19 protein-coding genes are annotated in these 22431 nt (G+C 60.2%); 11 read left to right on the forward strand and 8 right to left on the reverse strand.

The window, feature by feature from the left end:
- Position 1: 1 nt before the first annotated feature.
- Entirely contained in the window at positions 2-1255 is a 1254-nt protein-coding gene (locus tag LNV06_RS06590) for a patatin-like phospholipase family protein (protein WP_318013445.1), read from the forward strand.
- Between the two features lie 228 nt (positions 1256-1483).
- On the forward strand, positions 1484-2092 hold the full coding sequence (locus LNV06_RS06595; protein ID WP_263537406.1) for a DUF642 domain-containing protein: 609 nt from the start codon (positions 1484-1486) through the stop codon (positions 2090-2092).
- 137 nt (positions 2093-2229) lie between these two features.
- Here the strand turns inward: LNV06_RS06595 and LNV06_RS06600 are convergent, their stop codons facing one another.
- On the reverse strand, positions 2230-3717 hold the full coding sequence (locus tag LNV06_RS06600) for a carboxypeptidase M32 (RefSeq protein WP_263537407.1): 1488 nt from the start codon (positions 3715-3717) through the stop codon (positions 2230-2232).
- A 72-nt stretch (positions 3718-3789) separates the two neighbouring features.
- A complete protein-coding gene (locus LNV06_RS06605) occupies positions 3790-4281 on the reverse strand; it encodes a YqaA family protein (protein WP_263537408.1) in 492 nt (163 codons plus the stop codon).
- Positions 4282-4426: 145 nt separating this feature from the next.
- Between LNV06_RS06605 and dusB the strand changes: the two genes are divergently transcribed.
- Genes dusB through purH form a run of 3 tightly spaced genes read left to right on the forward strand, consistent with a single transcriptional unit; the run spans position 4427 to position 7383 of the window.
- On the forward strand, positions 4427-5515 hold the full coding sequence (gene dusB / locus LNV06_RS06610; protein WP_263537409.1) for a tRNA dihydrouridine synthase DusB: 1089 nt from the start codon (positions 4427-4429) through the stop codon (positions 5513-5515).
- Positions 5512-5745 carry a Fis family transcriptional regulator gene (locus tag LNV06_RS06615; protein ID WP_263537410.1) on the forward strand — a complete coding sequence of 78 codons (234 nt, stop codon included), beginning with the start codon at positions 5512-5514 and terminating at the stop codon, positions 5743-5745. Before dusB ends, LNV06_RS06615 begins: the two co-directional genes overlap by 4 nt.
- 57 nt (positions 5746-5802) lie before the next feature.
- Positions 5803-7383 (forward strand): bifunctional phosphoribosylaminoimidazolecarboxamide formyltransferase/IMP cyclohydrolase, encoded by a 1581-nt coding sequence (gene purH, locus LNV06_RS06620; RefSeq protein ID WP_263537411.1) that lies wholly within the window; start codon positions 5803-5805, stop codon positions 7381-7383.
- Positions 7384-7472: 89 nt separating this feature from the next.
- Here the strand turns inward: purH and LNV06_RS06625 are convergent, their stop codons facing one another.
- Complete coding sequence (locus LNV06_RS06625) at positions 7473-8072, reverse strand: superoxide dismutase family protein (RefSeq protein ID WP_263537412.1); 600 nt, start codon at positions 8070-8072, stop codon at positions 7473-7475.
- A gap of 231 nt (positions 8073-8303) precedes the next feature.
- On the opposite strand from LNV06_RS06625, the gene LNV06_RS06630 reads away from it, so the two are divergent.
- The 4 genes from LNV06_RS06630 (at position 8304) to LNV06_RS06645 (ending at position 12400) form a co-directional block, all read left to right on the forward strand.
- The gene (locus LNV06_RS06630; protein ID WP_263537413.1) at positions 8304-9713 is read left to right on the forward strand and encodes a coniferyl aldehyde dehydrogenase; all 1410 of its coding nucleotides are present in this window, start codon (positions 8304-8306) and stop codon (positions 9711-9713) included.
- A 1-nt stretch (position 9714) separates the two neighbouring features.
- Positions 9715-10233 carry a hypothetical protein gene (locus LNV06_RS06635; RefSeq protein WP_263537414.1) on the forward strand — a complete coding sequence of 173 codons (519 nt, stop codon included), beginning with the start codon at positions 9715-9717 and terminating at the stop codon, positions 10231-10233.
- Positions 10230-11849 (forward strand): GMC family oxidoreductase, encoded by a 1620-nt coding sequence (locus LNV06_RS06640; protein WP_263537415.1) that lies wholly within the window; start codon positions 10230-10232, stop codon positions 11847-11849. The genes LNV06_RS06635 and LNV06_RS06640 overlap by 4 nt, the downstream gene beginning before the upstream one ends.
- 68 nt (positions 11850-11917) lie before the next feature.
- Positions 11918-12400 (forward strand): low molecular weight protein-tyrosine-phosphatase, encoded by a 483-nt coding sequence (locus LNV06_RS06645; RefSeq protein WP_263537416.1) that lies wholly within the window; start codon positions 11918-11920, stop codon positions 12398-12400.
- 24 nt (positions 12401-12424) lie between these two features.
- Here LNV06_RS06645 and LNV06_RS06650 read toward each other — a convergent pair whose 3' ends face one another.
- From LNV06_RS06650 to LNV06_RS06665, 5 genes are all read right to left on the reverse strand, one after another.
- Positions 12425-13111 carry a DUF502 domain-containing protein gene (locus tag LNV06_RS06650; protein ID WP_263537417.1) on the reverse strand — a complete coding sequence of 229 codons (687 nt, stop codon included), beginning with the start codon at positions 13109-13111 and terminating at the stop codon, positions 12425-12427.
- 399 nt (positions 13112-13510) lie between these two features.
- On the reverse strand, positions 13511-14482 hold the full coding sequence (locus LNV06_RS06655) for a hypothetical protein (RefSeq protein WP_263537418.1): 972 nt from the start codon (positions 14480-14482) through the stop codon (positions 13511-13513).
- A gap of 4 nt (positions 14483-14486) precedes the next feature.
- Positions 14487-16331: an ORC-CDC6 family AAA ATPase gene (locus LNV06_RS06660; protein ID WP_263537419.1), complete on the reverse strand. Its 1845-nt coding sequence runs from the start codon at positions 16329-16331 to the stop codon at positions 14487-14489.
- Positions 16328-17521, reverse strand: coding sequence for a metallophosphoesterase family protein (locus LNV06_RS22640; RefSeq protein WP_411970063.1), 1194 nt, complete (start codon positions 17519-17521; stop codon positions 16328-16330). The genes LNV06_RS06660 and LNV06_RS22640 overlap by 4 nt, the downstream gene beginning before the upstream one ends.
- A gap of 6 nt (positions 17522-17527) precedes the next feature.
- The gene (locus LNV06_RS06665) at positions 17528-18316 is read right to left on the reverse strand and encodes a DNA adenine methylase (RefSeq protein ID WP_263537420.1); all 789 of its coding nucleotides are present in this window, start codon (positions 18314-18316) and stop codon (positions 17528-17530) included.
- Between the two features lie 523 nt (positions 18317-18839).
- Between LNV06_RS06665 and LNV06_RS06670 the strand changes: the two genes are divergently transcribed.
- Positions 18840-21056 carry a prolyl oligopeptidase family serine peptidase gene (locus LNV06_RS06670; protein ID WP_263537421.1) on the forward strand — a complete coding sequence of 739 codons (2217 nt, stop codon included), beginning with the start codon at positions 18840-18842 and terminating at the stop codon, positions 21054-21056.
- A 160-nt stretch (positions 21057-21216) separates the two neighbouring features.
- Positions 21217-22329, forward strand: coding sequence for a serine hydrolase domain-containing protein (locus LNV06_RS06675; RefSeq protein WP_263537422.1), 1113 nt, complete (start codon positions 21217-21219; stop codon positions 22327-22329).
- Positions 22330-22431 lie beyond the last annotated feature (102 nt).

The raw sequence follows: 22431 nt of genomic DNA on the forward strand, positions 1-22431 counted from the left end.
ATTGAGTTTGCAAAAAGCCATCGCCAAGGCGTCGCCCGCAAAGCGGCGCCCCGCCAAAGTCAGCCCACGCATCGGCTTGGCCTTGGCCGGTGGCGGCCCGCTCGGCGCCATCTATGAAATTGGCGCTTTGTGCGCCCTCGAAGAGGCCATCGATGGCCTGACCTTCACCGACTGCGACAGCTATATCGGCGTCAGCGCCGGAGGCTTCATCGCCGCCGGTCTGGCCAATGGTTTAGGCCCGCGCGAGCTGTGCGCGGCCTTTATCGAGAACAGCGCCCCGGCTCCTGACAGCGTGGACCCGGCGGAGTTGCTGCAACCTGCCTGGCAGGAATACTTCGATCGACTGCAGCTCTTGCCCAGCCTGCTGGCCAAAGCCAGCTGGGCCACCCTGGTGCAAGGCCGCTCGGTGCTGGGCGCTTTCGAGCGGCTCGGCGCTGCCCTGCCGACCGGCTTGCTCTCGGGCGACGCCCTGGCTGCGCAGTTGCAGCTGCAATTCAGCCAACCCGGTCGCAGCAATGATTTCCGACAACTGAACAAACGCCTGGTCTTGGTCGCCACCGATCTGGACAGTGGCGAAGCCACGCCTTTCGGTCTGCCGGGCTGGGATCACGTTCCCATCTCCCAAGCCGTGCAAGCCAGCGCCGCCCTGCCCGGCTTGTTCCCGCCGGTTGCCATCGAAGGTCGGCATTATGTAGACGGCGCGCTGAAGAAGACGCTGCATGCCTCAGTGCTGTTGAAGGAAGGCCTGGATCTGCTGATCTGCCTCAACCCCTTGGTGCCCTACGAGTCTGACCCCGCCAATTCCACCCGCGCCAAGCGCGCCCGCATTCCACACCTGGTGGACGGCGGCTTCCCGCTGGTGATGAGCCAGACCTTCCGCTCGCTGATCCACTCGCGCTTGGAGTTAGGTATCAAGCGCTACGAACACACGCACCCGAACACCGACATCGCCTTATTCGAACCGGACCACCGGGATGCCGAGATGTTCATGGCCAACACCTTCAGCTACTCACAGCGCCACCATCTGGCCGAGCATGCCTACCAAACCACCCGCGCCGCCCTGCGGGCCCGCGCCGATACCTTGGGCCCGCAATTGGCCCGCCACGGCCTGAGCTTGAATCAAGAGGTGTTGGCCGACCTCGACAGCCGCCTGCTGGGCGAGCTCGAAATCGGTGCCCAGGCCCGCACGGCGGGCGCTTTGAAGCGCCTGCGGCGCGCGCTGGACCGCATCGAAAGCCGTTTGCGCAAAGTTTAAGCGCCACGACGAGGCGACGCGCCTTCATTTGCCCTAGCGCACCCGCGCGCTCAAAAACCAGAAAAGCCCAGTCATTGGGTGTTTTTTCTGCGCACAAATTCACGAACGCTGTGCCAGCCCCCTCGGCCTGCGGGGCTGACCGAAAACCGCGAGCCAAGCAAAATCAATGGCGATGTCGACAGCAATGTTCCAGGCATTGCGAATCAAGCAATCACGAGTACTTCTCTAATGAAAAAAATCATCTCTCTGGCCTTGGCCCTCGCCCCAGTGCTGGCCGCCGCCGGCCCCAGCCTGAGCCCGAACCTGGTGCAAAACGGCAGCTTTGAAGCCAACAGCCTGACCGCGGGTCAGTGGACCACCTACAAGAGCCTCTCTGGCTGGACGGTCGGCGCAAACCAGATCGAACTGCGCAACAACTCTGCCGGCAGCGCTTTCGACGGCAAGAATTTCGCCGAGTTGGACGTCTACAGCAACTCCAGCATCAGCCAAGCCATCGCCACCATCGCCGGCCAGTGGTATGAGCTGAGCTTCAGCTTCGCCAACCGCGCTGACAGCAACAAGGGCGCCGCCAGCAATGGCATCGAATGGAGTTTTGCCGGCCACAACGGTGTGGTGGGCAACAGCACGGTGACCAAGTGGGACACCTTCAGCACCCGCTTCCAGGGCACCGGCAAGATCGAAACCCTGAGCTTCGCCGCTCGCGGCGTTTCTGACGGCTACGGCACCTCGCTGGACAAAGTCGCTTTGAACGCAGTACCTGAGCCCAGCAGCTTGGCACTCTTGGCCGGTGGTTTGCTGGCCATGGGCCTGATCAAGCGCCGCAAGAACCAAGGCTGAGGCCTCGGACGCGGGCTGAGGCGACGAAAGGGGTAGAGACCGGACGACGCCGCTCAGCCAGCAAGCCCTCCTACGAGGGTCACAACAAAAAGGCAGCTCATTGAGCTGCCTTTTCTTTTGCCTTGAGCACCCAGGCATCAGCCCAGATAGCGGCTCATTAAATGCGCCTTGAAGTGCGCCGGATTGAGCGTTTCGCCGCTGGCGGCCTTGACCAGATCGGGCGTTTCCAGGCGGCTGCCTTGGTGCCAAATATTGGCGCGCAGCCAGTCGAACACCGGCGCCAGATTGCCGGCGGCGATGTCGGCGTCCAGATTCGGGCGGGCCCGGCGCATCGTGGCAAACCACTGCGCCGCGTACATGGCGCCCAAGGTATAGCAAGGGAAGTAGCCGAACAGGCCGCCGCTCCAGTGCACATCTTGCATGCAGCCGTCTTTGAAGTTGCCGCGCGTGTCCACGCCCAGCAGCTCCATCATCTTGGCGTCCCACAGAGCGGGGATGTCTTCGCACTCGATCTGCCCTTCGATCAGGGCGCGCTCGATCTCGTAACGCAGGATCACATGGGCGGGGTAGGTCACCTCATCGGCATCCACACGGATATAGCCGCTGTGCACCCGGGTCAACAAACGGTTCAGATTGGCTGGCTCAAAAGCCTCTTGCGCGCCCAGGTGCTTGGCGATCAGCGGGCTCAGCAGCTTGGCAAAGGCCGGGTGGCAGCCCAATTGCATCTCGAAGCTCAGGCTTTGGCTCTCGTGCAAGCCCATGGAACGCGCTTGCGCCAGCGGCTGGCCCAGCCAGTCCTGCGGCAGGTTTTGCTCATAGCGCGCATGGCCGGTTTCGTGGATGGTGCCCATCAGGCTGGGCAGGAAGTCATCTTCACGGTAGCGGGTGGTGATGCGCACATCCTCGGGCACGCCGCCGCAGAAGGGGTGAGCGCTTTCATCCAAGCGGCCAGCTTCGAAATCAAAGCCCATCAGCTGCATCGCGTCCAGGCCCAGCGCACGTTGTGCGGCCTTGGTGAAAGGGCCTTGCGGGCGCAGCACGGTTTCGCTCGCTTGCTTGGCCTGCACCTCTTTGATCAGCTGCGGCAACCAGCTGCGCAGATCACCAAACACGCGGTCAACCTCGGCCGAGCGCATGCCCGGCTCGTATTGGTCCATCAAGGCGTCGTACAGGCCCAGACCGCTGCTTTCAGACAAGCAGCGCGCTTCTTCACGCGCCAGGCGCACGCATTCCTTCAACAAAGGCAGATAGCCAGCCCAATCATTGGCTTGGCGCTGGGCGCGCCACGCGTGTTCGCAGCGCGAGTTGGCCAGCGACTTGGCTTCCACCAGGCTTTGCGGCAAGGCGTTCGAAGCGCGCCAGGCGCGGCCCATCTCCCGCAGATTGGCGGCTTGGTCGGCGCTCAGCGGCTCGGCCGCAGCGGCGTCCAACAAGCCCTTCAGTTGCGGCTCGGTGGCCAGCTGATGCAGCAGGCCGCCCATCTCGGCCAGCGCCAGCGAGCGGGCCTCGTTGCCCTTGGACGGCATATTGGCCGACTGGTCCCATTGCGCGATCGACTGCAAATGCGCCAGACGATGCAAACGTTGATGACGTTGATGAAGCTCGGTGTAAGCGGGTGTGCTCATGAGTGAAATGGTTTTGCGGTGGGCAAGCGGCCATTGTCCACGCAAGCACGGCGGCCCCGCCCTTTTGGGGGGTTAAAGCCCCCCAGGGAATACCCACAGCAAGGCGGCCGTCATCAGCACATAGCGGGCGAATTTGCCGACCGCCATATAGGCCACACAGGGCCAAAAAGGCAGGCGCAGCCAACCGGCCACGGCGCACAAGGGGTCGCCCACCAGTGGCAGCCAACTGAGCAAACAAGCCTTGGCGCCAAAACGATTCAGCCAAGCCAAGGCCCGCGGATTCGGCGGCTTGCGGTGCGTCGCGCGCTCATAGGCACGCTCGGCGCCATAACCCATCCACCAACTGATGGCTCCGCCCAAAGTATTGCCGACGGTGGCCACCACGACCGCCGGCCAGAACATCGTCGGGTCAGCCTTGATCAGCAAGAACACCGCCGGCTCCGAGCCCAGCGGCAGCAGCGTTGCCGATACCAGGGCGATCAGAAAGACACTGACGAGGCCTACTTTCGGCAGGGCCAGAAAGGCCAGCAGGCCGTGAATCGCGGCTTCGAGATAACTTTCCATTGGCGCGATTATGGCGAGCGAACTGGCCGCTAGGTCTGGGCCAGCAAGTCCACCAACCGAACCCACCCAGGACGGCCGGCGCAAGAAAGGTATACTTCTGCCTCTTTTTTAGGCACGACCACCCTCCTCCGGGTCTCCCCCACCCATGCAAGCTCAGCCGCCAATCCTTCAGATTGGCCCTCATCTATTGCCGAACCGTTTGTTTGTGGCGCCCATGGCCGGCGTCACCGATCGGCCGTTCCGGCAACTCTGCCGGCGCATGGGGGCGGGCTATGCGGTCAGCGAGATGGTGACCTCGCGCAAAGACTTGTGGAGCAGCCTGAAGACCTCGCGCCGCGCCAACCACGACGGCGAAGCCGGGCCCATCGCGGTGCAGATCGCCGGCACCGATGCCGCCATGATGGCCGAAGCCACCCAGTACAACATCGACCGGGGCGCGCAGATCATCGACATCAATATGGGCTGCCCGGCCAAGAAGGTCTGCAACAAATGGGCCGGCTCGGCCCTGATGCAAGACGAGCCCCTGGCTTTGCAAATCATTGAAGCGGTGGTCGAAGCCGCCGCGCCGCATGGCGTGCCAGTCACGCTGAAAATGCGCACCGGCTGGTGTGAAACCGAGAAGAACGCGCTGCGCCTGGCCCTGGCCGCCCAAGGCGCCGGCGTGGCCCTGGTGACGGTGCATGGCCGCACCCGCGAGCAGGGCTACAAAGGCTCGGCCGAGTACCGCACCATCGCGGCGGTGAAAGCGGCGCTGCAGATTCCGGTGGTCGCCAACGGCGACATCGACTCCCCGCAAAAAGCCCAGCAAGTGCTGGCAGAGACCGGCGCCGACGCGGTGATGATTGGCCGCGCCGCCCAGGGCCGGCCCTGGATCTTTGCCGAAATGGCACACTTTTTGGCCACCGGCGAGACCCTGCCCGCCCCCACCGTGCTGCAGGCCCGCGACTGGCTGATCGAACACCTGCACGACCACTACAGCCTTTACGGCGAGTTGACCGGCATGCGCACCGCGCGCAAGCACATCGGCTGGGCCGTGGTCGACCTGCCCGGAGGTGAAGATTTCCGTCAAGCCATGAACCGCCTGGAGAGCAGCGCGGCGCAAGTCCAGGCCCTGGGCGCCTGGTTTGACGAGCTGGCGGCGCAATATGAGCGCTTGCCCTATCTTGCCAAGCGGCAAGAAGATTCAACAATCACTGCCAATGACAACGAAGAAGAACTGAGGCTACAGGCATGACCCCGAAACCGATCGATGCCTGCGTGCGCGAAAACCTGGAAGTCTATTTCCGCGATCTGGACGGCGAAGAACCGCACTCGATGCACGAGATGCTGATTCAAGTCGTCGAGAAGCCCCTGCTGGAAGTGGTGATGGCACGCGCCGCCGGCAACCAAAGCAAGGCCGCCGAATGGCTGGGCATCAACCGCAACACCCTGCGCCGCAAGCTGACCGAGCACAAGCTGCTCTGAGTCTCTGAGTCTCTGAGCTCGCGCGCGCCCTCCCCCTTCCCCATCCGATAGAAGACCATGTCCCAACTGACCGCACTCATCTCCGTGTCCGACAAGACCGGCATCCTCGAATTCGCCAAAGAGCTGCACGCCCTGAACGTGCGCCTGCTGTCCACCGGCGGCACGGCCAAGCTGCTGGCGGATGCCGGCCTGCCCGTGACCGAGGTGGCCGACCACACCGGCTTCCCCGAGATGCTGGACGGCCGCGTCAAGACCCTGCACCCCAAGGTGCACGGCGGCCTGCTGGCGCGTCGCGACTTCCCCGAGCACATGGCCGCCGCCGCTCAGCACGGCATCACCATGATCGACATCCTGGCCGTCAACCTCTACCCCTTTGAAGCCACCGTGGCCAAGCCCGGTTGCACGCTGGAAGACGCGATCGAGAACATCGACATCGGTGGCCCGGCCATGGTGCGCAGCGCCGCTAAGAACTGGAAAGACGTCACCGTGTTGACCGACGCCAGCCAGTACGCCCAAGTGCTGGCCGAGCTGAAGGCCAACGGCAAGACCAGCGACAAGACCCGCTTTGCGGCATCCGTGGCTGCCTTCAACCGCATCGCTCAATATGACGCTGCAATCAGCAATTACTTGAGCGCACGCACCGAAGAAGGCACGCTGTCCGAGTACCCCGGCCAGATGAACAGCAGCTTCGTCAAGGTGCAAGACCTGCGCTACGGCGAAAACAGCCACCAGACCGCCGCGCTCTACCGCGACCTCTACCCCGCCCCCGGCTCGCTGGTCACTGGCAAACAGCTGCAAGGCAAGGAACTCAGCTACAACAACATCGCTGACTCCGACGCCGCCTGGGAGTGCGTCAAGAGCTTCGACGTGCCCGCCTGCGTGATCGTCAAGCATGCCAACCCCTGCGGCGTGGCCGTGGCCGCCAACGCCGCCGAAGCCTATGCCAAGGCCCTGAAGACCGACCCGACCAGCGCCTTCGGCGGCATCATCGCCTTCAACCGCGAGGTGGATGGCGCCGCTGCGGCCCACGTCTCCAAGCAATTCGTCGAAGTGCTGATGGCGCCGAGCTTCAGCGCCGAAGCGCTGGAGATCTTCAAGGCCAAGGTCAATGTGCGCCTGCTGCAGATCGACCTGCCGCCCGGCGGTGCAACCCCTTGGCTGCAAGGCCGCAACCTCGGCGACAGCAAGCGCATCGGTTCCGGCATCCTGCTGCAAAGCGCCGACAACCACTTCCTTCAACGCGAAGACCTGAAGATCGTCACCACCCTGCAGCCCAGCGCTCAGCAGCTTGACGACCTGATGTTCGCCTGGACCGTGGCCCAGTATGTGAAGAGCAATGCCATCGTCTTCTGCGGCGGCGGCATGACTCTGGGCGTGGGCGCTGGCCAGATGAGCCGCATCGACTCCACCAAGATCGCCGCCATCAAGGCCGCCAACGCCGGTCTGGAACTGAAGGGCTCAGTCGTCGCCAGCGACGCCTTCTTCCCCTTCCGCGACGGCCTGGACGTGCTGGCCGATGCCGGCGCCACTTGCGTCATCCAGCCCGGTGGCTCGATGCGCGATGAAGAAGTGATCGCCGCCGCCAACGAGCGCGGCGTGGCCATGGTCTTCACCGGCGTGCGTCACTTCCGTCACTGATCGTTCGGTCGCCAAGCGCCATCCGCTTGGCCCCACCGATCAAAGAAAAAGCCCGCAGCTGCGGGCTTTTTTGCGCCTAATCCAAGCAATCAGCCATAACGCGCAATCAAACCGCATGCAATCCGCGGTCCGGAGTTACCGGCGGGCTGCGATTTGAAGTCATCGGGGTTGGCGTGCAAGATCAGTGTGCGGCCGTCGATGCTGCGTTCACCGGCGGCCAGGGTCAGGCCGTGCAGCATGATTTTCTGGTCGACCATGCCTTGCGCATCGGCGGTGAGGTTGGGCATATCGCCGGCGTGGCGCTCGCCGCTTTGCTCGCCATGCGATTTGCCATCGGGATTGAAGTGGCCACCGGCGCTGCTGAAGTCGGCGCTGGCGCAAGATGATTTCTCATGCACATGGAAGCCATGCACGCTCATCGGCTCCAAGCCGCGAATCCGTACATTGGCCATCAAATGGCCGTCCATCTGATGAAAGACCACCAAGCCCGAGACCTGCGCGCCGGAGGCAGCAGGCGACAAGCTCGCCGCGCCTACCTTGCCCATCATCCCGGCCATGTGTTCATGCATACCGTCCTTGGCGTCCATGGGCTTGCCAGCCCCACGGTCATGCACATGAACGGCACAAGCGCCTAGAAACAAGGGCAAGGCAAGGGCACAAAGGCTTCGAGTCATCGTCTGGGTCATCATGGGATCTCCTTGGCGGATGAGCAAAGCCGCACGATAGCCCCACCGGCCACAAAGTGCACGCACGATTTGCTGCCACCCTGCGAGCAGAAGTGACAGTTGCCGCCGCGGACCACGCCAGCCCTCCTCCAACCATTCCTAGGCAGCTGCCTCTAGCCGAGGGCCAACACCCTTGGCCAGCGGCGGGTTTGCGCTTAGCCTCGGGGCATAAGAAAGAACACCTAGGAGACTGCGATGAACCAGACCTTGCAAGAGCGTCTGCATTTGGCGCTGGAGTTGCAGCGTGCGGCTTATCAAGCCGAGATGTACCCCAGCTACGCCATCCGGCATGACCGCCTGCAGCGGGTGCGCCATATGACGGCCAAGTACGCCGATCAATTGGCCGACGCCATCTCCCAAGACTTTGGCAACCGCGCCCGGCAAGAAACCTTGCTGGCCGATGTATTCACCGTCGAGTCTGGCGCCAAGCATGCGCAAAAGCACTTGCGCCGCTGGATGCGCCCGCGCCGCGTCAGCACCGCCCTGCATTTCTTGCCGGCCAGCAACCAACTGCTGCGGCAGCCACTGGGCGTGGTCGGTGTCGTCGCACCTTGGAACTACCCCTTCTACCTGGCCATGGCCCCAGCACTGGCCGCGCTGGCGGCGGGCAACCGGGTGATGATCAAGCCTTCGGAACTGACGCCCGCGACCTCGGCCCTGATGGCCAAGATGGTGGCCGAGTTCTTCGCCCCCGAAGAAATGCAAGTCATCACCGGCGACGCCGATGTCGGCCGCGCCTTCAGCCAGCTGCCCTTTGACCATTTGTTCTTCACCGGCTCCACCGCCGTGGGCCGCCATGTGGCGCAAGCCGCCGCGCAACACCTGACCCCGGTGACGCTGGAGCTGGGCGGCAAGAGCCCCGCCCTGGTGGACCGCAGCTGCCACCTGCAAATGACGGCCGAGCGCCTGGCCTACGGCAAGCTCTTGAACGCCGGCCAAACCTGCGTCGCGCCCGATTACCTCTTGGTGCCGCGCGAGATGGTGGAGCCGCTGGCGCAAGCCATCCTGCAAGCGATGCGCAAGATGTTCCCCGCGCTGGAAGGCAATGCCGACTACACCCATATCGCCAGCGAACGCCACCGCGCCCGCTTGCAAGGCCTGCTGGACGACGCCCGCGCACGCGGCGCACGCCTGCTGCCCTCGCATGAAGGGCCACTGAGCGGCCGCGCGCTCACGCCGCATTTGCTGCTGGATGTGAACGATGAGATGACGGTGATGCGCGAAGAAATCTTCGGCCCGCTGCTGCCCATCGTGCCCTATGACCGGGTGGACGAAGCGCTGGCCTACATCAACCGACACGAGCGCCCGCTGGCCCTGTATTGGTTCGGCCAAGACCGCGCCATGCAGCAGCGCGTGATGGAGCAAAGCCATGCCGGCGGCGTCACCATCAATGACTGCATCTGGCATTTGGGCCAAGAAGAGCAACCCTTTGGCGGCGTCGGTGCCAGCGGCATGGGCAGTTATCACGGCGAGTGGGGCTTTCGCACCTTCAGCAAAGAAAAGCCCATCTTCAGCCAAGCCCGCTTCGCCGGCACAAAGCTCTTCTACCCCCCGTATGGCAAGACCTTCAGCCGCTTGCTGGGTCTGCTGAAAAAGGTCGCCTGATATGCAAAGACGCAGCCTTCTCAAACTGGGCCTGGGCGCCGGTGTGGTGCTGGCGGTGGCCGGCGGCGCAGCCGCGTTGCTGATGAAGCCCGGCCTGCATGATGACAACAAAAAACTGGGCGAACCGGCGCGCCAGCTGATGCGCGCCGTGGCCGTGGCCTTGTTCGACGGCCTGCTGCCGCAAGAGGCCGCCGCCCGCGAAGCCCGCTTGACGCTGCATCTGAGCCAGCTCGAAGCCGGCATTGCAGGCTTTCCGCCAGCCTTGCGGGCCGAGTTGTCGCAGGTCTTGATGCTCTTGGACACGGCCCCTGGGCGCCTGGGCCTGACCGGCTTGAGCAGCGACTGGGCCAAGGCCTCGGTGGCCGAAGTGCAAGCCGCGCTGCAGGGCATGAGCCAGTCCAGCGTGAGCCTGCGCCAGCAGGTCTATCACGCGCTGCGCGATCTCAACACGCTGATCTTTTTCAATGACCCGAGCAGTTGGGCGCTGGTCGGCTACCCCGGACCGAGGACCATTCCATGAGCTCGATTGCAGACCCCATCAAAGAAGGCCTGGCGCGCGGCTGGCAAGTCTTTGGCCCCGGACAGAAAGCCCTGCCCGAGCGCATCGACTGCGATGTGGCCATCATCGGCAGCGGCGCCGGTGCCGGCATCACCGCCGAGCTGCTGGCCAAGGCCGGCTTGCAGGTGCTGATCATTGAAGAAGGGCCGCTGAAGTCCAGCAGCGACTTTCGTCAGCGCGAGTCCGATGCCTACTCGCAGCTCTACCAAGAAGGCGGAGGCCGCAAGACCGCTGACCAGGCCATGCCGGTGCTGCAAGGCCGCTGCGTGGGCGGCTCCACCACGGTGAACTGGGCCGGCTCCTTCCGCACCCCGGCCGACACGCTGGACCACTGGGCGCAAAACTACGGGCTCAAAGACATCAGCGCCGCCAGCATGGCGCCCTGGTTCGATCAAGTCGAAAAGCGCCTCAACATCAGCCCCTGGCTGACCGAGCCGAACGGCAATAACAGCGTGCTTCAGCGGGGTGCGGTGAAGCTGGGCATTCCGGCGCCCGTCATCAACCGCAATGTCAAAGGCTGTTGGAACCTGGGCTCTTGCGGCCTGGGCTGCCCCACCAATGCCAAGCAGTCCATGTTGGTCACCACCATTCCAGCCGCGCTCGACCTCGGCGCGCGCCTCCTGGTGCAGACCCGCGCCGAGCGCTTCAGCTGGAGCGGCGAACAAATCGAAAGCCTGAGCTGCCTGCCCATTCACACGGATGGCAGCGCGGCTGGCCCGGCCCTGCAAGTCAAGGCCAAGCACTATGTGGTGGCGGGCGGCGCCATCAACTCGCCCGCGCTCTTGATGCGCTCCAAGCTGCCTGACCCGCATCAACTCTTGGGCAAGCGCACCTTTTTGCACCCCACCGTGGCCAGCAGCGGCGTCATGCCCGAGGCGGTGAACGGCTGGGCCGGCGCACCGTTGGCGGTCTTCTCCGACCATTTCTTGCACACCCAGGCAATGAATGGGCCCATTGGCTACAAGCTGGAAACCGCGCCGGTGCACCCCGGCTTTGCCATGACCAACCTCGGTGGCCTGGGCCAGACCTTGGTGGACAAGGCCAAAGACTTCCCGCACACCAGCGTCTTGATCGGCCTGCTGCGTGACGGTTTCCACCCGCAAGCCATTGGCGGCACCGTCAAGCTCAAGAGCGACGGCAGCCCGGTGCTGGACTACCCCATCACCGACTACCTGCTCGACGGCGCCCGCCGCGCCCACCTGACCATGGCCGAGATCCAGTTCGCTGCCGGCGCCAAGAGCGTGCGCCCGGCCCACGACATGGCCAGCGCCTACGGCAGTTGGAAGGAAGCCCAAGCCGCCATCCAAGCCCTGCCCTACCGGCCCTACATCACCACCATTGGCAGCGCCCATGTGATGGGCGGCTGCAATATGGCCGGCTCTGCCGAGCTGGGCGTGGTGCGGCCGGACGGCCAGCATTGGCAGATCACCAACCTCTCGGTGCACGACGGCTCCATCTTCCCCACCAGCATTGGCGCCAATCCGCAGATGACGGTATACAGCCAGGCCGCCCGCATGGCGACCGCGCTGGCCCAGCGACTCAATGGCCGCGCCGTGCGCTTGGTGGCTGAAGGCTAAGCAGAGAACAAGGGCGGAACGGCTAGGCACAATGCCGGCTGTTCCCAAGCCTCCTGTTTTGCCTTGCCATGAGCCCTGGTCCGATCCGCGTTTTGTTTGTCTGCATGGGCAATATCTGCCGCAGCCCCAGTGCTGAAGCGGTGTTCCGCGAACAACTGCGCGCCCACGGCCTGTCGCATCGCTGCGAAGTCGACTCCGCCGGTACTCACGGTTATCACATCGGCGAGCCGCCCGACCCGCGCTCGCAAGCCCATGCGCGGCAACGCGGCATCGACATGTCGGCCCTGCGCGCCCGCCAGGTGCAGCCCAGCGACTTTGGGCACTTTGACCTGCTGCTGGCCATGGACGCCAACAACCTCGCCCTGCTGCGCCAGCGCTGCCCGGCCGATCAGACGCAAAGCAAGCTGCGCCTGCTGACCGAGTTCTGCCTGCACGCATCGGCCGAAGCCGTGCCCGACCCCTATTACGGCGGCCCCGAGGGCTTTGAGCAGGTGCTGGACATTGTTGAAGACGCTTGCGAAGGCCTGCGGCAGCACTTGTTTCCGGCCTGAGCTTTTTTAGCTGCTTGCTCAGCCTCAGCGAGCCTTCTTAGCGCTGCCCAAGACCTCGGGCGTGGTCACGCCCATGGACACATACAAGCTGGTCAGCCCTTCCATGCCAATCTCGGCCGGGCGCACCCAGTCTTGCGGCAGATAGAACAAGCCGCCGCCCACTGGCACCGGCGCGGTGGGCACCAGCACCGCAAGGTAAGCCACACCGCAAATGTCCACCGGCTCCGGGCTGGACAACAGGCCCAGCACCAGCGCGCCGCCCTCGGGTTTGACGCCGCCGAAATGGCACCACACCGGCGCCATTGCCCGCACGCCGGCCTCGTCGCGCTTGGACATCATCTCGATCATGCGCTTGAGCAAGTCGTAAACCGTGCTGATCACCGGAATGCGCGCAATCAGGCTCTCCAGCAGTGCCTTCACCCGCCGCTGCAACTGCGTCTCCACCAGCAAGCCCAGCAGATACACAAACACCAGCACCACGCCCAGGCCGATCAGATAGGCAGCAAACGGCGACTCGGTCAGCGGCAACCCCAGGCGCCCCAGCGTATGGCCCAACACACTCTTGGGCCCCAGATAGTCCATCAACAAAGACATCACCCAGCCCAGCAGCACCAGCGTGGCCACCAAGGGCAGCACCGTCAAAAAGCCGGTGACAAAGGTGCGCAAGACGTGACGGCGAGCTTGAGTGGCGAAGGGTTGGGGGGTGAGCATGGGTGGCAGGCGGGTAGAAAGAAAACTGGGGGCATCATGCCAGCAGAGATGAATTGCTCAGGACCCCACACATTGGCATAGACACAACCGTTAAGCCTATTAGCTAAGCCACATCTACACGACGGCTTGCTGCGATACAAACTAGTGGCGGAGATACCTGGGGTCAGGTCTTGACTACAAGAATCTCCATTCCACGACCGAATGAAAACAGCTGAACTAATCCGTTATGGACAGTCGACTCAAAAAGGTTGGGGAGATTTGGGCCTAAAACCTAATGCCTGCAACCCTGCACCGCAATATTTGACATTTCGGATTACCTACCCTGCACCACGACGAGTCCGAGAATAGTGATTTATCGATTCCAATGGAGATGGAATAGCCTTTTTCAAGACTATATATTTACACAGCATCAGTCATGTCGAAATTCCTGTGGAACTCCATCCGGAGCCCAATCTTTATTAAACTCGGGCGCCTATCGGAAGGGACCAATCTACTCCCTTGACTTACTCGCCAAACTGCCACATCTTGGCGCATTGCGGCAACGAGCAAAGCGCACAAAACAAAAATCTTGGGTCCAAACGGGACAAGCACTACGCTGTGAGCCTCGCATAATCCTCGTACGACAGATTCTATTGTAGATATAACTCTGGCCGGGCTTTGGACGTCGTATTTTAGAACTCTGTTCTCCGGAATTTCGTTTATCAAGAGGTCATTGGCCATAGCCACTTCATTCTCGTACTCTACAACCGGTGAGTGTGGTGTAAAGGCCCAAACTTCACCTGCCTGCAGGTATTCCACGACACCAAGTGCTTGATCCTGCTCGTAACCCAATCCCAGCACTGCAGCAGTAGTCGAATATCCATCTTGTGACCACCCAGCAAACGCTGCATGGGTTGGGCCGACAACTGTATTAGGGCTTCGATCTGTGCTTGGTTTGCAAAATTCGGCCACGGAATAGCCAAAGTCCACGTTGAGTGCGCCATTCTGGGCACCTAAGCTCTCGAAAAGAACGTGAACAATAGCAGCGAGCCTGAAGCGGCTAAAGCACGATATGTCAATAAAAACAGTATTCCCAGCATTCCAGTCAAGTTCGCTGACTAGGTTTTGAAATTTCTCTTCAAATTGCTCGTCAGTCAAATTATTGAAAACAAACCCGCCGGACCGCTCGAAATTCTCAGTATTCTTGGCGTAGAAAAGCTCATGACCGTGGTCGAATCCGAGAGCCACCACTTTCTTGGACCGCGCAGCTACATCGCTCAATAGGTTCGTAGCTCTTGACTCGAAACCTAAAGCGAAAATCGACAAATCGTAGTCTGACTGCTGAAAGGCACTCGAATCGATTGATCGAAAAATTGGTCGAACGTTCTTCATATGCTTATGAGAAAAGACCAAGTTGCCTGTCTAAGTTAACTTTTAGTATTGTAGACAAATTCACCGCCTTCCCCTTCCGCATAAGCAAGTTGAAGTGAGGAGCGAGCAAATGAACAAGACGAAAACTACGCCCCACAGGTGTAGCAGCAGTAAAATTTATATCTTCGTCGTCGACAATTACAATTGCACCAATATTTAGTGCCGTCATAACCAATCGTTGAATATGTATAGGCGTACCTTTGTCTACAACAAATGCGAGAACGGGGTCCGCTGTGAATTTTCTGCCAAGCACGCTCTGCTCAAAATATCTAGCAAGGGAAGTAATTAGGTCATACAGGCTTAGATGATTGATGCTCATAGCCTGCGGTTCAACGGGCACTGCATTAATCCACGCCAAGAACTTTTTTGCAGAAGCCTGAAGTTCGTTTGTTTGTTGTTCACGTGTAAGTGACCTTGAACTGACGCTTTGGGACCACTTTAATATTAGGCGCGATGCAATTCCACTAAACCAACGCGGATTACCCTCTGTGGCGGTACAGACAGCCTCCCATCCTGAAAATATATCTGGCGAGGCCGTCTTTAACTTTCTGCGAACTGGCCAAGGCGTCTTTGCATCCTTTGATTTCTCAAGATACGCCGCCCTGAATCCAACAATAGGCGCAACTTTGCGAACAGCCTTGTCCATAAAGTCTCTAGGCGTTGAATTGAGTGCGGCCGTGGAAATTCTTCTGTCGGCAAGATAGCTTGCAAAACTTGCATCGATTGATTCCAAATATTCGAAGTCTCTTTTCCATCCGCTAGCTTCAGAATAGCGACGTGGGCCGGATGTTGCTATTTCATTCGCAAACTGAAAGCGCGAACGTTGCAAAATCGATTGGGGTGATATAGGTGCGGCCAAGGTGCCTTCGGCGTGCTTTTCCCAAAGCCGTAGGCAGAACTGGTCGCGCTCGCCCTGGTCTACAAACCATAAGGGAATAGGGTCGTAATCATTGCCCGCAGATGCAGTCTCTTGATTATTTAACAGGGCAGAGGCATCGTTTGACGGGCTAATAGCAAGTTTGAATACAAATCTCTGATCAGTAGAGCGAAGATATTGGAAAAGATCATTCTGAATGGATACCGGCGCAATCTCAAGTTCGTCGAAACAAAGTGCCCACCGCCCGTCATACCGGCCCGTAACGTTTGCAAAATGCTCGGCGATTTCTCTCGCAACCCCCAAAACGGTCATGGAGGTCAAACGAGTCATGTACGGCGTTAGCGAAGTAAGGAAAGCAGGAGATCCAAGGTTGGCAAGTTCTCGCACCAAGGAAACCCTAAGGCCGCCTAAAGAGGGTACACCAAGTGGTAGATCCCAAGCATTTGCCAATGCTATGCAGAGCGTGGTTTCGTCTTCTTTCGAAAGTTCAACTCGACTTTCCCCGTTTCCATGGTCGACCGCAGGGCGATCACGAGTCAGCTGAAGTATGCAAGAGATGAATGCCTCTCGGAAATGAGACAGAAATACTGCATTAACAAAACCTTTTCTAACCTCGGGGTCTAATGAGCGCGCCCGCTGGTCTACTTGTGTTTTCCAATTGATATCGGCTGGGGTGAATACTGCCCAAAATGAGATCTTCGAACGAGCTGTCGATGCATCCGGCCCCGACCACGCAGCCAATGCCTTAGGTTGAAGCATCTTCAACAGATGAGTTTTTCCACTGCCTCTTGGCCCAATGAGCAAGGAGTTTCTAAGTGCAATTAATTCCCAAAATTTTCTAGAGGGGACAAACTGCCTAGCCACTTCCTCTGAATTAATGTGGCGAGCGTTGTAGGCTCCAAAAAACGGAGATGCCGGGGGCGAGGTAGTCATTTTGATTTTCCGACTTGTGATACTCGGCCATCACGGCTTCGATTTAGGCTTATGCCACGCTTTAATAATAGATCTTCGACTTGACTGAAATGTTCAGGCGTCAGAAATCGAACCTCCGGATTTTGCGATATTACAGCGGACCAATCTAGGTATTTTGGATCCCCCTCGAAAGACTTGGATATCTCATTGGCCATTAGTCGAGGGTGGGAGTCGGATCCAAAACCGCACTCCGGAGGAAATCCATCTTCGCCTTGCCCTATATGCCTCCGTTGCCAGCCGCCCGTGACGCTCCAACTCCAGGTATCAATGACCCCCTTTACTGGTTGTGCACGACTTTCATCCTGGGTGAGGTCAAGTATGTGAAATTGATTGTGCTTCCCTTGAACTTGAGCAGAAAAACTCGATGCCCCAACAATAATGCAGGATGGGTCATAAGAATGTTCGAGGTTAGGTATATGTCGGTGTCCGTGCAAGATAAGCCAGGGCGAAGCAGTGCATTTCGTCAGAGTCTTTAGAAGCTCAGGCCCTTTTCGTATGTACTCCCCATCGGGTGCTTTTCCCCATAGCCCTTGAAGTGGGCGCAAGTGGTGGTGACAGAGGAGTATGTTTATATTCCCATCACCAAAACTCTCCAGCTTCTTTTCAATTGCAGAAATCGTTCGCTGGGATATTCGTCCATGGTGAATTTCATCAGAATTTCCGCCATGGTATGCGCTAGTGTTCAAAACAAGCGTCACTATTCCATCCATTGGCTTGAATAGTGCGAAATTTCTCGACCAAAAATGGTCAGTTAACTCGGTGTCCTCGAATGGAAACTGAGGATGGACGGTTTGTAGGGCGCCCTTAGGGTCCGGGTCCTCGTCCGATTCGAGCAGCCTTGAATTGAGATCATGGTTGCCGCACGTAGCAATAAGTTGCCTCGCAGCTAGTGCCTCCTTCAGTGCATGCAACTTTGTCCATGCATACTGAAAGCCTCCAACATCAGCTTTGTCGCAAATATCCCCCGGGCACATAACCAAGTCGCAAGTCAGCTTTTCACGTGAAATTAGTTGATCAAGATCACCGAACGGATCTGGATCACTAGGCCGAGGGCTCGCTGGTAAGTACGAGCTGCCCATTGCACTGCCGTGCCCTTTCTGAAATGCATGCAAATCACTTAGAAGGGCAATTCGAATTCTTCGTTCGGCCATGCGCAATTAGTAGTTATATACCAAAACTTCCCGCGCGCTACGGCGCGAGCCTGCGAAACCTGCAACACTACGACTGACATCTAGACGTTTTATTTTCCAGTCGGGCAGTGAATCACATACGCTATCGCACTCCTTGAAAGAAAGGAGCACTTTTGCACCTTTTCCCGATATTATTTTGCATGTGTCTATCAATCTTTCTAAATCAGCGCACTGGAATGCTCCTTGATAGCTGTACTCTCCGCGAAACCGAGTACTGTCACTGTATGGCGGATCGAGATAAACGAAATCTCCGTCTGATGCAGTGGCTATTGATGCTGAAAAGTCACCAGTGATCAATTCAACTTTTTGTAAAGCCTCGGATGCTGATTCAAGAGCGCTCACTGATGGCAGGGTAAAAAATCGATTCCCCAAAGGCACATTGAATACACCGCTTCTATTAGTGCGATAGACGCCATTAAAGCAGCTTTTCATGAGAAAAATAAGGCGCGCCGCTCGCTGCGAGTTACTCAATCCAGTTGGATCTAGTTGACGCATTAAGTAGTACGCATCTCTTGTTTGCGGGATCGAGTAGAGATGCCGAGCTACATCTAGTGGGTCATCGCGTACGCTTAGGTATGTGGCGATTACTTCAGCATTTAGGTCGCCAAGCACAGCCTTTGAAGGAAGAAGGTCGAAGAAAAGTACAGCTGAACCGGCGAAGGGTTCTATGTATCGTTTGTATGAATGCGGAGCTAACTCGCGTAATTCATGGAGCAACTTTCGCTTGCTTCCGGCCCAGCGCAACAATGGATTCATAAATAGTTATTTTTTGTCAAGTGCTCTGCTCGCACCGAATCGAAATTGGAAAGCGCGCCATAAGCTCTTCTCAAATTCGGCACACTTTGCAATCGGACGGAAACACAAGACGCAGAGTGTCTGTGACGTACAACTCTGGAGCATACGATCTGTCTTCGGGCCCTCACTGGCGGGCAGCCGTAAAGTCTGGCAATTATGAACTTAAGGGATGTGGGCTTTGTACTCGCAGTCCTTTGTCAGTACTTGCACAATTGGTAACCAGAGTTCTCCTTCCATTTGCAATCTCTACAACGTCAGGTTAGCAGACGGGGTCAGGTCTCTAATCTGTAGTCAAAACCTGACCCTGATGTATTGCCACCTGGCATTCCTCCGCACCTCAACGGCAGGCGCGCTCTGACCGTTGTTGTATGCGCAAGCAAGCGCCCTACTCGTCCTAGGCTCCAGCCACACCAACCGCCAATCCACCGCTGGGTTACGCTTCAGCCCTTCTTTACATTCCACGCCCCCTCGCTGGAGAAGCCTTTTGAATAGAACCCTTGCCCTTGCCATGGCGCTGAGCGCCGCGCAACTCCCTGCTGCTGTTCAAGCAGCCACGGTGGCTGGCGTGGAGATGCCCGCTGTGCATGCCCCATGCCCTGTGACCGACACTTACTGGGGCGTGAAGATTGAAGACCCCTACCGCTGCCTGGAAAACCTGGGCGAGCCCGGCGTGCAGGCCTATATGAAGGCGCAGGCCGAGGCCACAGAGAAGGTGCTCGCGCGCCTGCCGGGCCGGGAGCAGCTGCTCAAGCGCATTCAGGAGTTGGATGCCGAGGTGCCGGCCAATGTGAGCGAGGTGAACCGCGATGCCAAGGGCAATTTGTTCTACGAAAAGCGCTTGGCCAGCGACAACCAGTTCAAGCTCTATAAGCGCCGAGGCTTTGACGGCGCCGAGAAGCTGCTGGTGGACCCTGAAGCACTAGCCAAGGCCACGGGCAAGCCGCATGCCATTGGCGGCTATAGCAACAGCCGCGATGGCGCCTTGGTGGCCTACAGCGTCTCGGCCGGCGGTGCCGAGATCGGCACCCTGCATGTGATCAACACCGAAACCGGCCAAGAGGTGATGCCTGCGATTGACCGCATTCGCGGCGGTGCTGCGAGCTGGCTGGATGACGGCTCGGGCTTCTTCTACTCCCGCTTGGCGCAAGACTGGGAGAAGCGCCCGCGGGCCGAGCGCTTCATGGACAACACGGTCTACCTGCGGCGTTTGGCCGAGCCGGGCCAAGATGTGGCGGTGTTTGGCCCCACGGTGCACCCGGAGTTGGGCCTGGACCGTTCCGACAACGCCAGCATTCAATTGCTGCGCGGGCAAGGCGTGGCCCTGGCCGTGGTGCAACACGGCGTGAGCCGCTACCAATCGCTGTACATGACGGACACTGCGGCGCTGCTGGCCGGCAAGCCGCAATGGCGCAAGGTGTTTGACCAGTCCGCGCAGGTGGGCCAGGTCAGCGCCCATCAGGGTTGGCTGTACCTGCGCTCGGCCAAGGAGGCGCCGCGCTACAAGCTGCTGCGCCTGGCGCTGCCGCAGGCGGACATGGCCCGTGCCGAGCTGCTGGTGCCCGGTGGCGCGGCAGTGATCACAAGCATGGCCTCGGCCCCAGAAGGCCTGTACTTCACCCGCCGTGATGGCGCGGCCAAGAAGCTGTACCGCCTGCCGCACGGCGGGAAAGTGGGTGCCGCGGCTGCTGCAGCGCAAGCCATCAAGCTGCCCTTTGAAGGCAATGTGACCCTGGCCAACACCGACACCAACGGCGACGCCGACCTGCCCGGCGTGGTGCTGCAACTCTCCAGTTGGACGCGCACCGCCCAGCACTACTTCCTAGCCGCCAAAGACAGCGCGCCCAAAGCGCTGAGCCTGGCGCCCCAAGGCAAGTTTGACGTGCCGCCCGGCGTGATGGCGCGCGAGGTCAAAGTGAAGAGCCACGATGGCGTGGAAGTGCCGGTGTCCATCATTTCGCGCAGCGACATCAAGCTCGACGGCCGCAACCCCACCCTGCTCTATGGCTACGCCGCCTATGGCACCGTGGAAGAGCCGAGCTTCAACCTGCGCACCCTGGCTTGGCTGGAGCAAGGCGGGGTGATGGTGATCTGCCATGCGCGAGGCGGCGGCATCCTGGGCGATGAGTGGCACAAGGCCGGCCACAAAACCAGCAAGTTCAACACCTGGCGCGATGGCATTGCCACCGCGGAATGGCTGATTCAGCAGGGCTACACCTCGGCGGCGCGGCTGTCGGTGTATGGCGGCAGCGCGGGCGGCATCTTTGTGGGCCGCATCGTCACCGAACGGCCCGATTTGTTTGCATCCGCCGCCCTGGGCGTGGGCAATCTCGACCAGATTCGCAGCGAGACACGCGCCAATGGCGCGGGCAACATCCCCGAATACGGCACGGTGAAGATCGAAGAGGAGTTCCACGCCCTTCGCAACAACAGCACCTATGAGCACATCCAGCCAGGCGCCAAGTACCCGGCGCTGTTGTTTGAGCATGGAGTGAACGACACCCGCGTGGATGTGTGGATGAGCACCAAGGTGGGCAGCCGTTTTGCGGCCGCCAACCCCGAAGGCAAGCCGGTGCTGATGCGCCTGGAATACGACGCCGGCCACGGCGTGGGCTCCACGCGCATCCAAGGCCAGCAACGCACGGCCGACCGTTGGGCCTTCTTCCTTTGGCAAGCAGGCCTGCCGGGCTTTCAGCCGAAGTGAAGCCGCGCTGAGTGCCTGGCTGCGAGCGTTCATTTGTTGTTGAGGGGGGGCAAGGCTCGGCGCGGGCCAGCCCTTCAATCGATAGACTCGCGCTGGGCCGCAGCCCCTGCCCTTTTGAGCTGCTTTCGATCTAACTTCGCCATCACTCGGAGTGCCCTTCATGCCTCAACACAAGCCCCTGGCTCTTCTGCTCGCACTGGCCGCGACGGCAACACTTTCCACAGCCCAGGCCGCGCCAGCTATTGAAGCGTCAGAAGCATCAGCAACTGCTGCTGCCGCCGCCCCGCTGATCGCCCAAATCGAATCCGCACAAGCCTCGAACCGCGGCAAGCTTGATGGCTTGACGCTGCAAGAGGTCATGAAGAAGTTTGGCGTGCCGGGCCTGAGCATCGCAGTGGTGAAGGACTTCAAAATCCACTGGGCCAAGGCTTATGGCGTGGCCGATGTGGAAACGGGGCGGGCGGTGGATGTGAACACGGCCTTCCAGGCCGCGTCGATCTCTAAACCGGTGATGGCCATGGCAGCAGTGAAGCTGGCGCAAGACGGCCGCTTATCGCTGGATGCCGATGTCAACACGATGCTGCGCGCCTGGAAGGTGCCGCAAACAGAGCTGACCCGCACGCAGCCGGTCACGCCGCGCGCGCTCTTGAGCCACACCTCAGGCTCGGACGATGGCTTTGGCTTCCCCGGCTATGCGCCCGATGCGCCCCTGCCCAGCGTGGTGCAAATCATTCAAGGGGACAACAAGCTCGCCAATGTGAGCGGTGTGCGCTTCAGCCGCCCACCCTACCAAGCGGCGAAGTATTCCGGCGGCGGCTCGCTCATCATGCAGCAGGCCCTCACCGATTTGTCGGGCCAGCCTTTTGCCGAGCTGATGCAAAGCACGGTGCTTGCGCCCTTGGGGATGACGGGCAGCAGCTTTCAGCAGCCGCCGCGCGCCGATTGGGCGCCGCGCCTGGCCTATGCACATAACCACAAAGGTGAGCGCATGGGTGCGCCCTGGCATGTCTACCCGGAGCAAGCGGCGGCGGGGCTGTGGACCACGCCTTCGGATCTGGCGCGCTACATGATCGAAGTGCAGCAGGCGCGGCGCGGACCCAAGGGCAAGGTGTTGACGCAACATGGCGCGCTCGAGATGAGCAGCCCCGTGGGCAGCGGCCCGTTTGCCGTGGGATTGCAGCTGGAGATGCGCGGCCAGGGCTGGTACTTCATGCACGGCGGCTCCAACTGGGGCTTTCAGTGCGACCTGACCGGCCATGTGCTCAAGGGCTAAGGCGTGGTCATCATGACCAACGGCGACCAAGGCGGCGCGGCGATCGGTGAGATCCGCAGCCGAGTGGCTGCGGCCTACGGCTGGGACCAGCTCGACATGCCA

This window comes from Paucibacter sp. Y2R2-4, assembly GCF_025717535.1.
Lineage (GTDB): Bacteria > Pseudomonadota > Gammaproteobacteria > Burkholderiales > Burkholderiaceae_C > Paucibacter_A.

Coding starts and splice junctions, on each gene's coding strand:
- LNV06_RS06675 (WP_263537422.1), top strand. CDS start 21,217: ATGCCTCAACACAAGCCCCTGGCTCTTCTGCTCGCACTGGCCGCGACG.
- LNV06_RS06660 (WP_263537419.1), bottom strand. CDS start 16,331: ATGACTACCTCGCCCCCGGCATCTCCGTTTTTTGGAGCCTACAACGCT.
- LNV06_RS06665 (WP_263537420.1), bottom strand. CDS start 18,316: ATGAATCCATTGTTGCGCTGGGCCGGAAGCAAGCGAAAGTTGCTCCAT.
- purH (WP_263537411.1), top strand. CDS start 5,803: ATGTCCCAACTGACCGCACTCATCTCCGTGTCCGACAAGACCGGCATC.
- LNV06_RS22640 (WP_411970063.1), bottom strand. CDS start 17,521: ATGGCCGAACGAAGAATTCGAATTGCCCTTCTAAGTGATTTGCATGCA.
- LNV06_RS06635 (WP_263537414.1), top strand. CDS start 9,715: ATGCAAAGACGCAGCCTTCTCAAACTGGGCCTGGGCGCCGGTGTGGTG.
- LNV06_RS06655 (WP_263537418.1), bottom strand. CDS start 14,482: ATGAAGAACGTTCGACCAATTTTTCGATCAATCGATTCGAGTGCCTTT.
- LNV06_RS06640 (WP_263537415.1), top strand. CDS start 10,230: ATGAGCTCGATTGCAGACCCCATCAAAGAAGGCCTGGCGCGCGGCTGG.
- dusB (WP_263537409.1), top strand. CDS start 4,427: ATGCAAGCTCAGCCGCCAATCCTTCAGATTGGCCCTCATCTATTGCCG.
- LNV06_RS06615 (WP_263537410.1), top strand. CDS start 5,512: ATGACCCCGAAACCGATCGATGCCTGCGTGCGCGAAAACCTGGAAGTC.
- LNV06_RS06595 (WP_263537406.1), top strand. CDS start 1,484: ATGAAAAAAATCATCTCTCTGGCCTTGGCCCTCGCCCCAGTGCTGGCC.
- LNV06_RS06600 (WP_263537407.1), bottom strand. CDS start 3,717: ATGAGCACACCCGCTTACACCGAGCTTCATCAACGTCATCAACGTTTG.
- LNV06_RS06625 (WP_263537412.1), bottom strand. CDS start 8,072: ATGATGACCCAGACGATGACTCGAAGCCTTTGTGCCCTTGCCTTGCCC.
- LNV06_RS06605 (WP_263537408.1), bottom strand. CDS start 4,281: ATGGAAAGTTATCTCGAAGCCGCGATTCACGGCCTGCTGGCCTTTCTG.
- LNV06_RS06645 (WP_263537416.1), top strand. CDS start 11,918: ATGAGCCCTGGTCCGATCCGCGTTTTGTTTGTCTGCATGGGCAATATC.
- LNV06_RS06630 (WP_263537413.1), top strand. CDS start 8,304: ATGAACCAGACCTTGCAAGAGCGTCTGCATTTGGCGCTGGAGTTGCAG.
- LNV06_RS06650 (WP_263537417.1), bottom strand. CDS start 13,111: ATGCTCACCCCCCAACCCTTCGCCACTCAAGCTCGCCGTCACGTCTTG.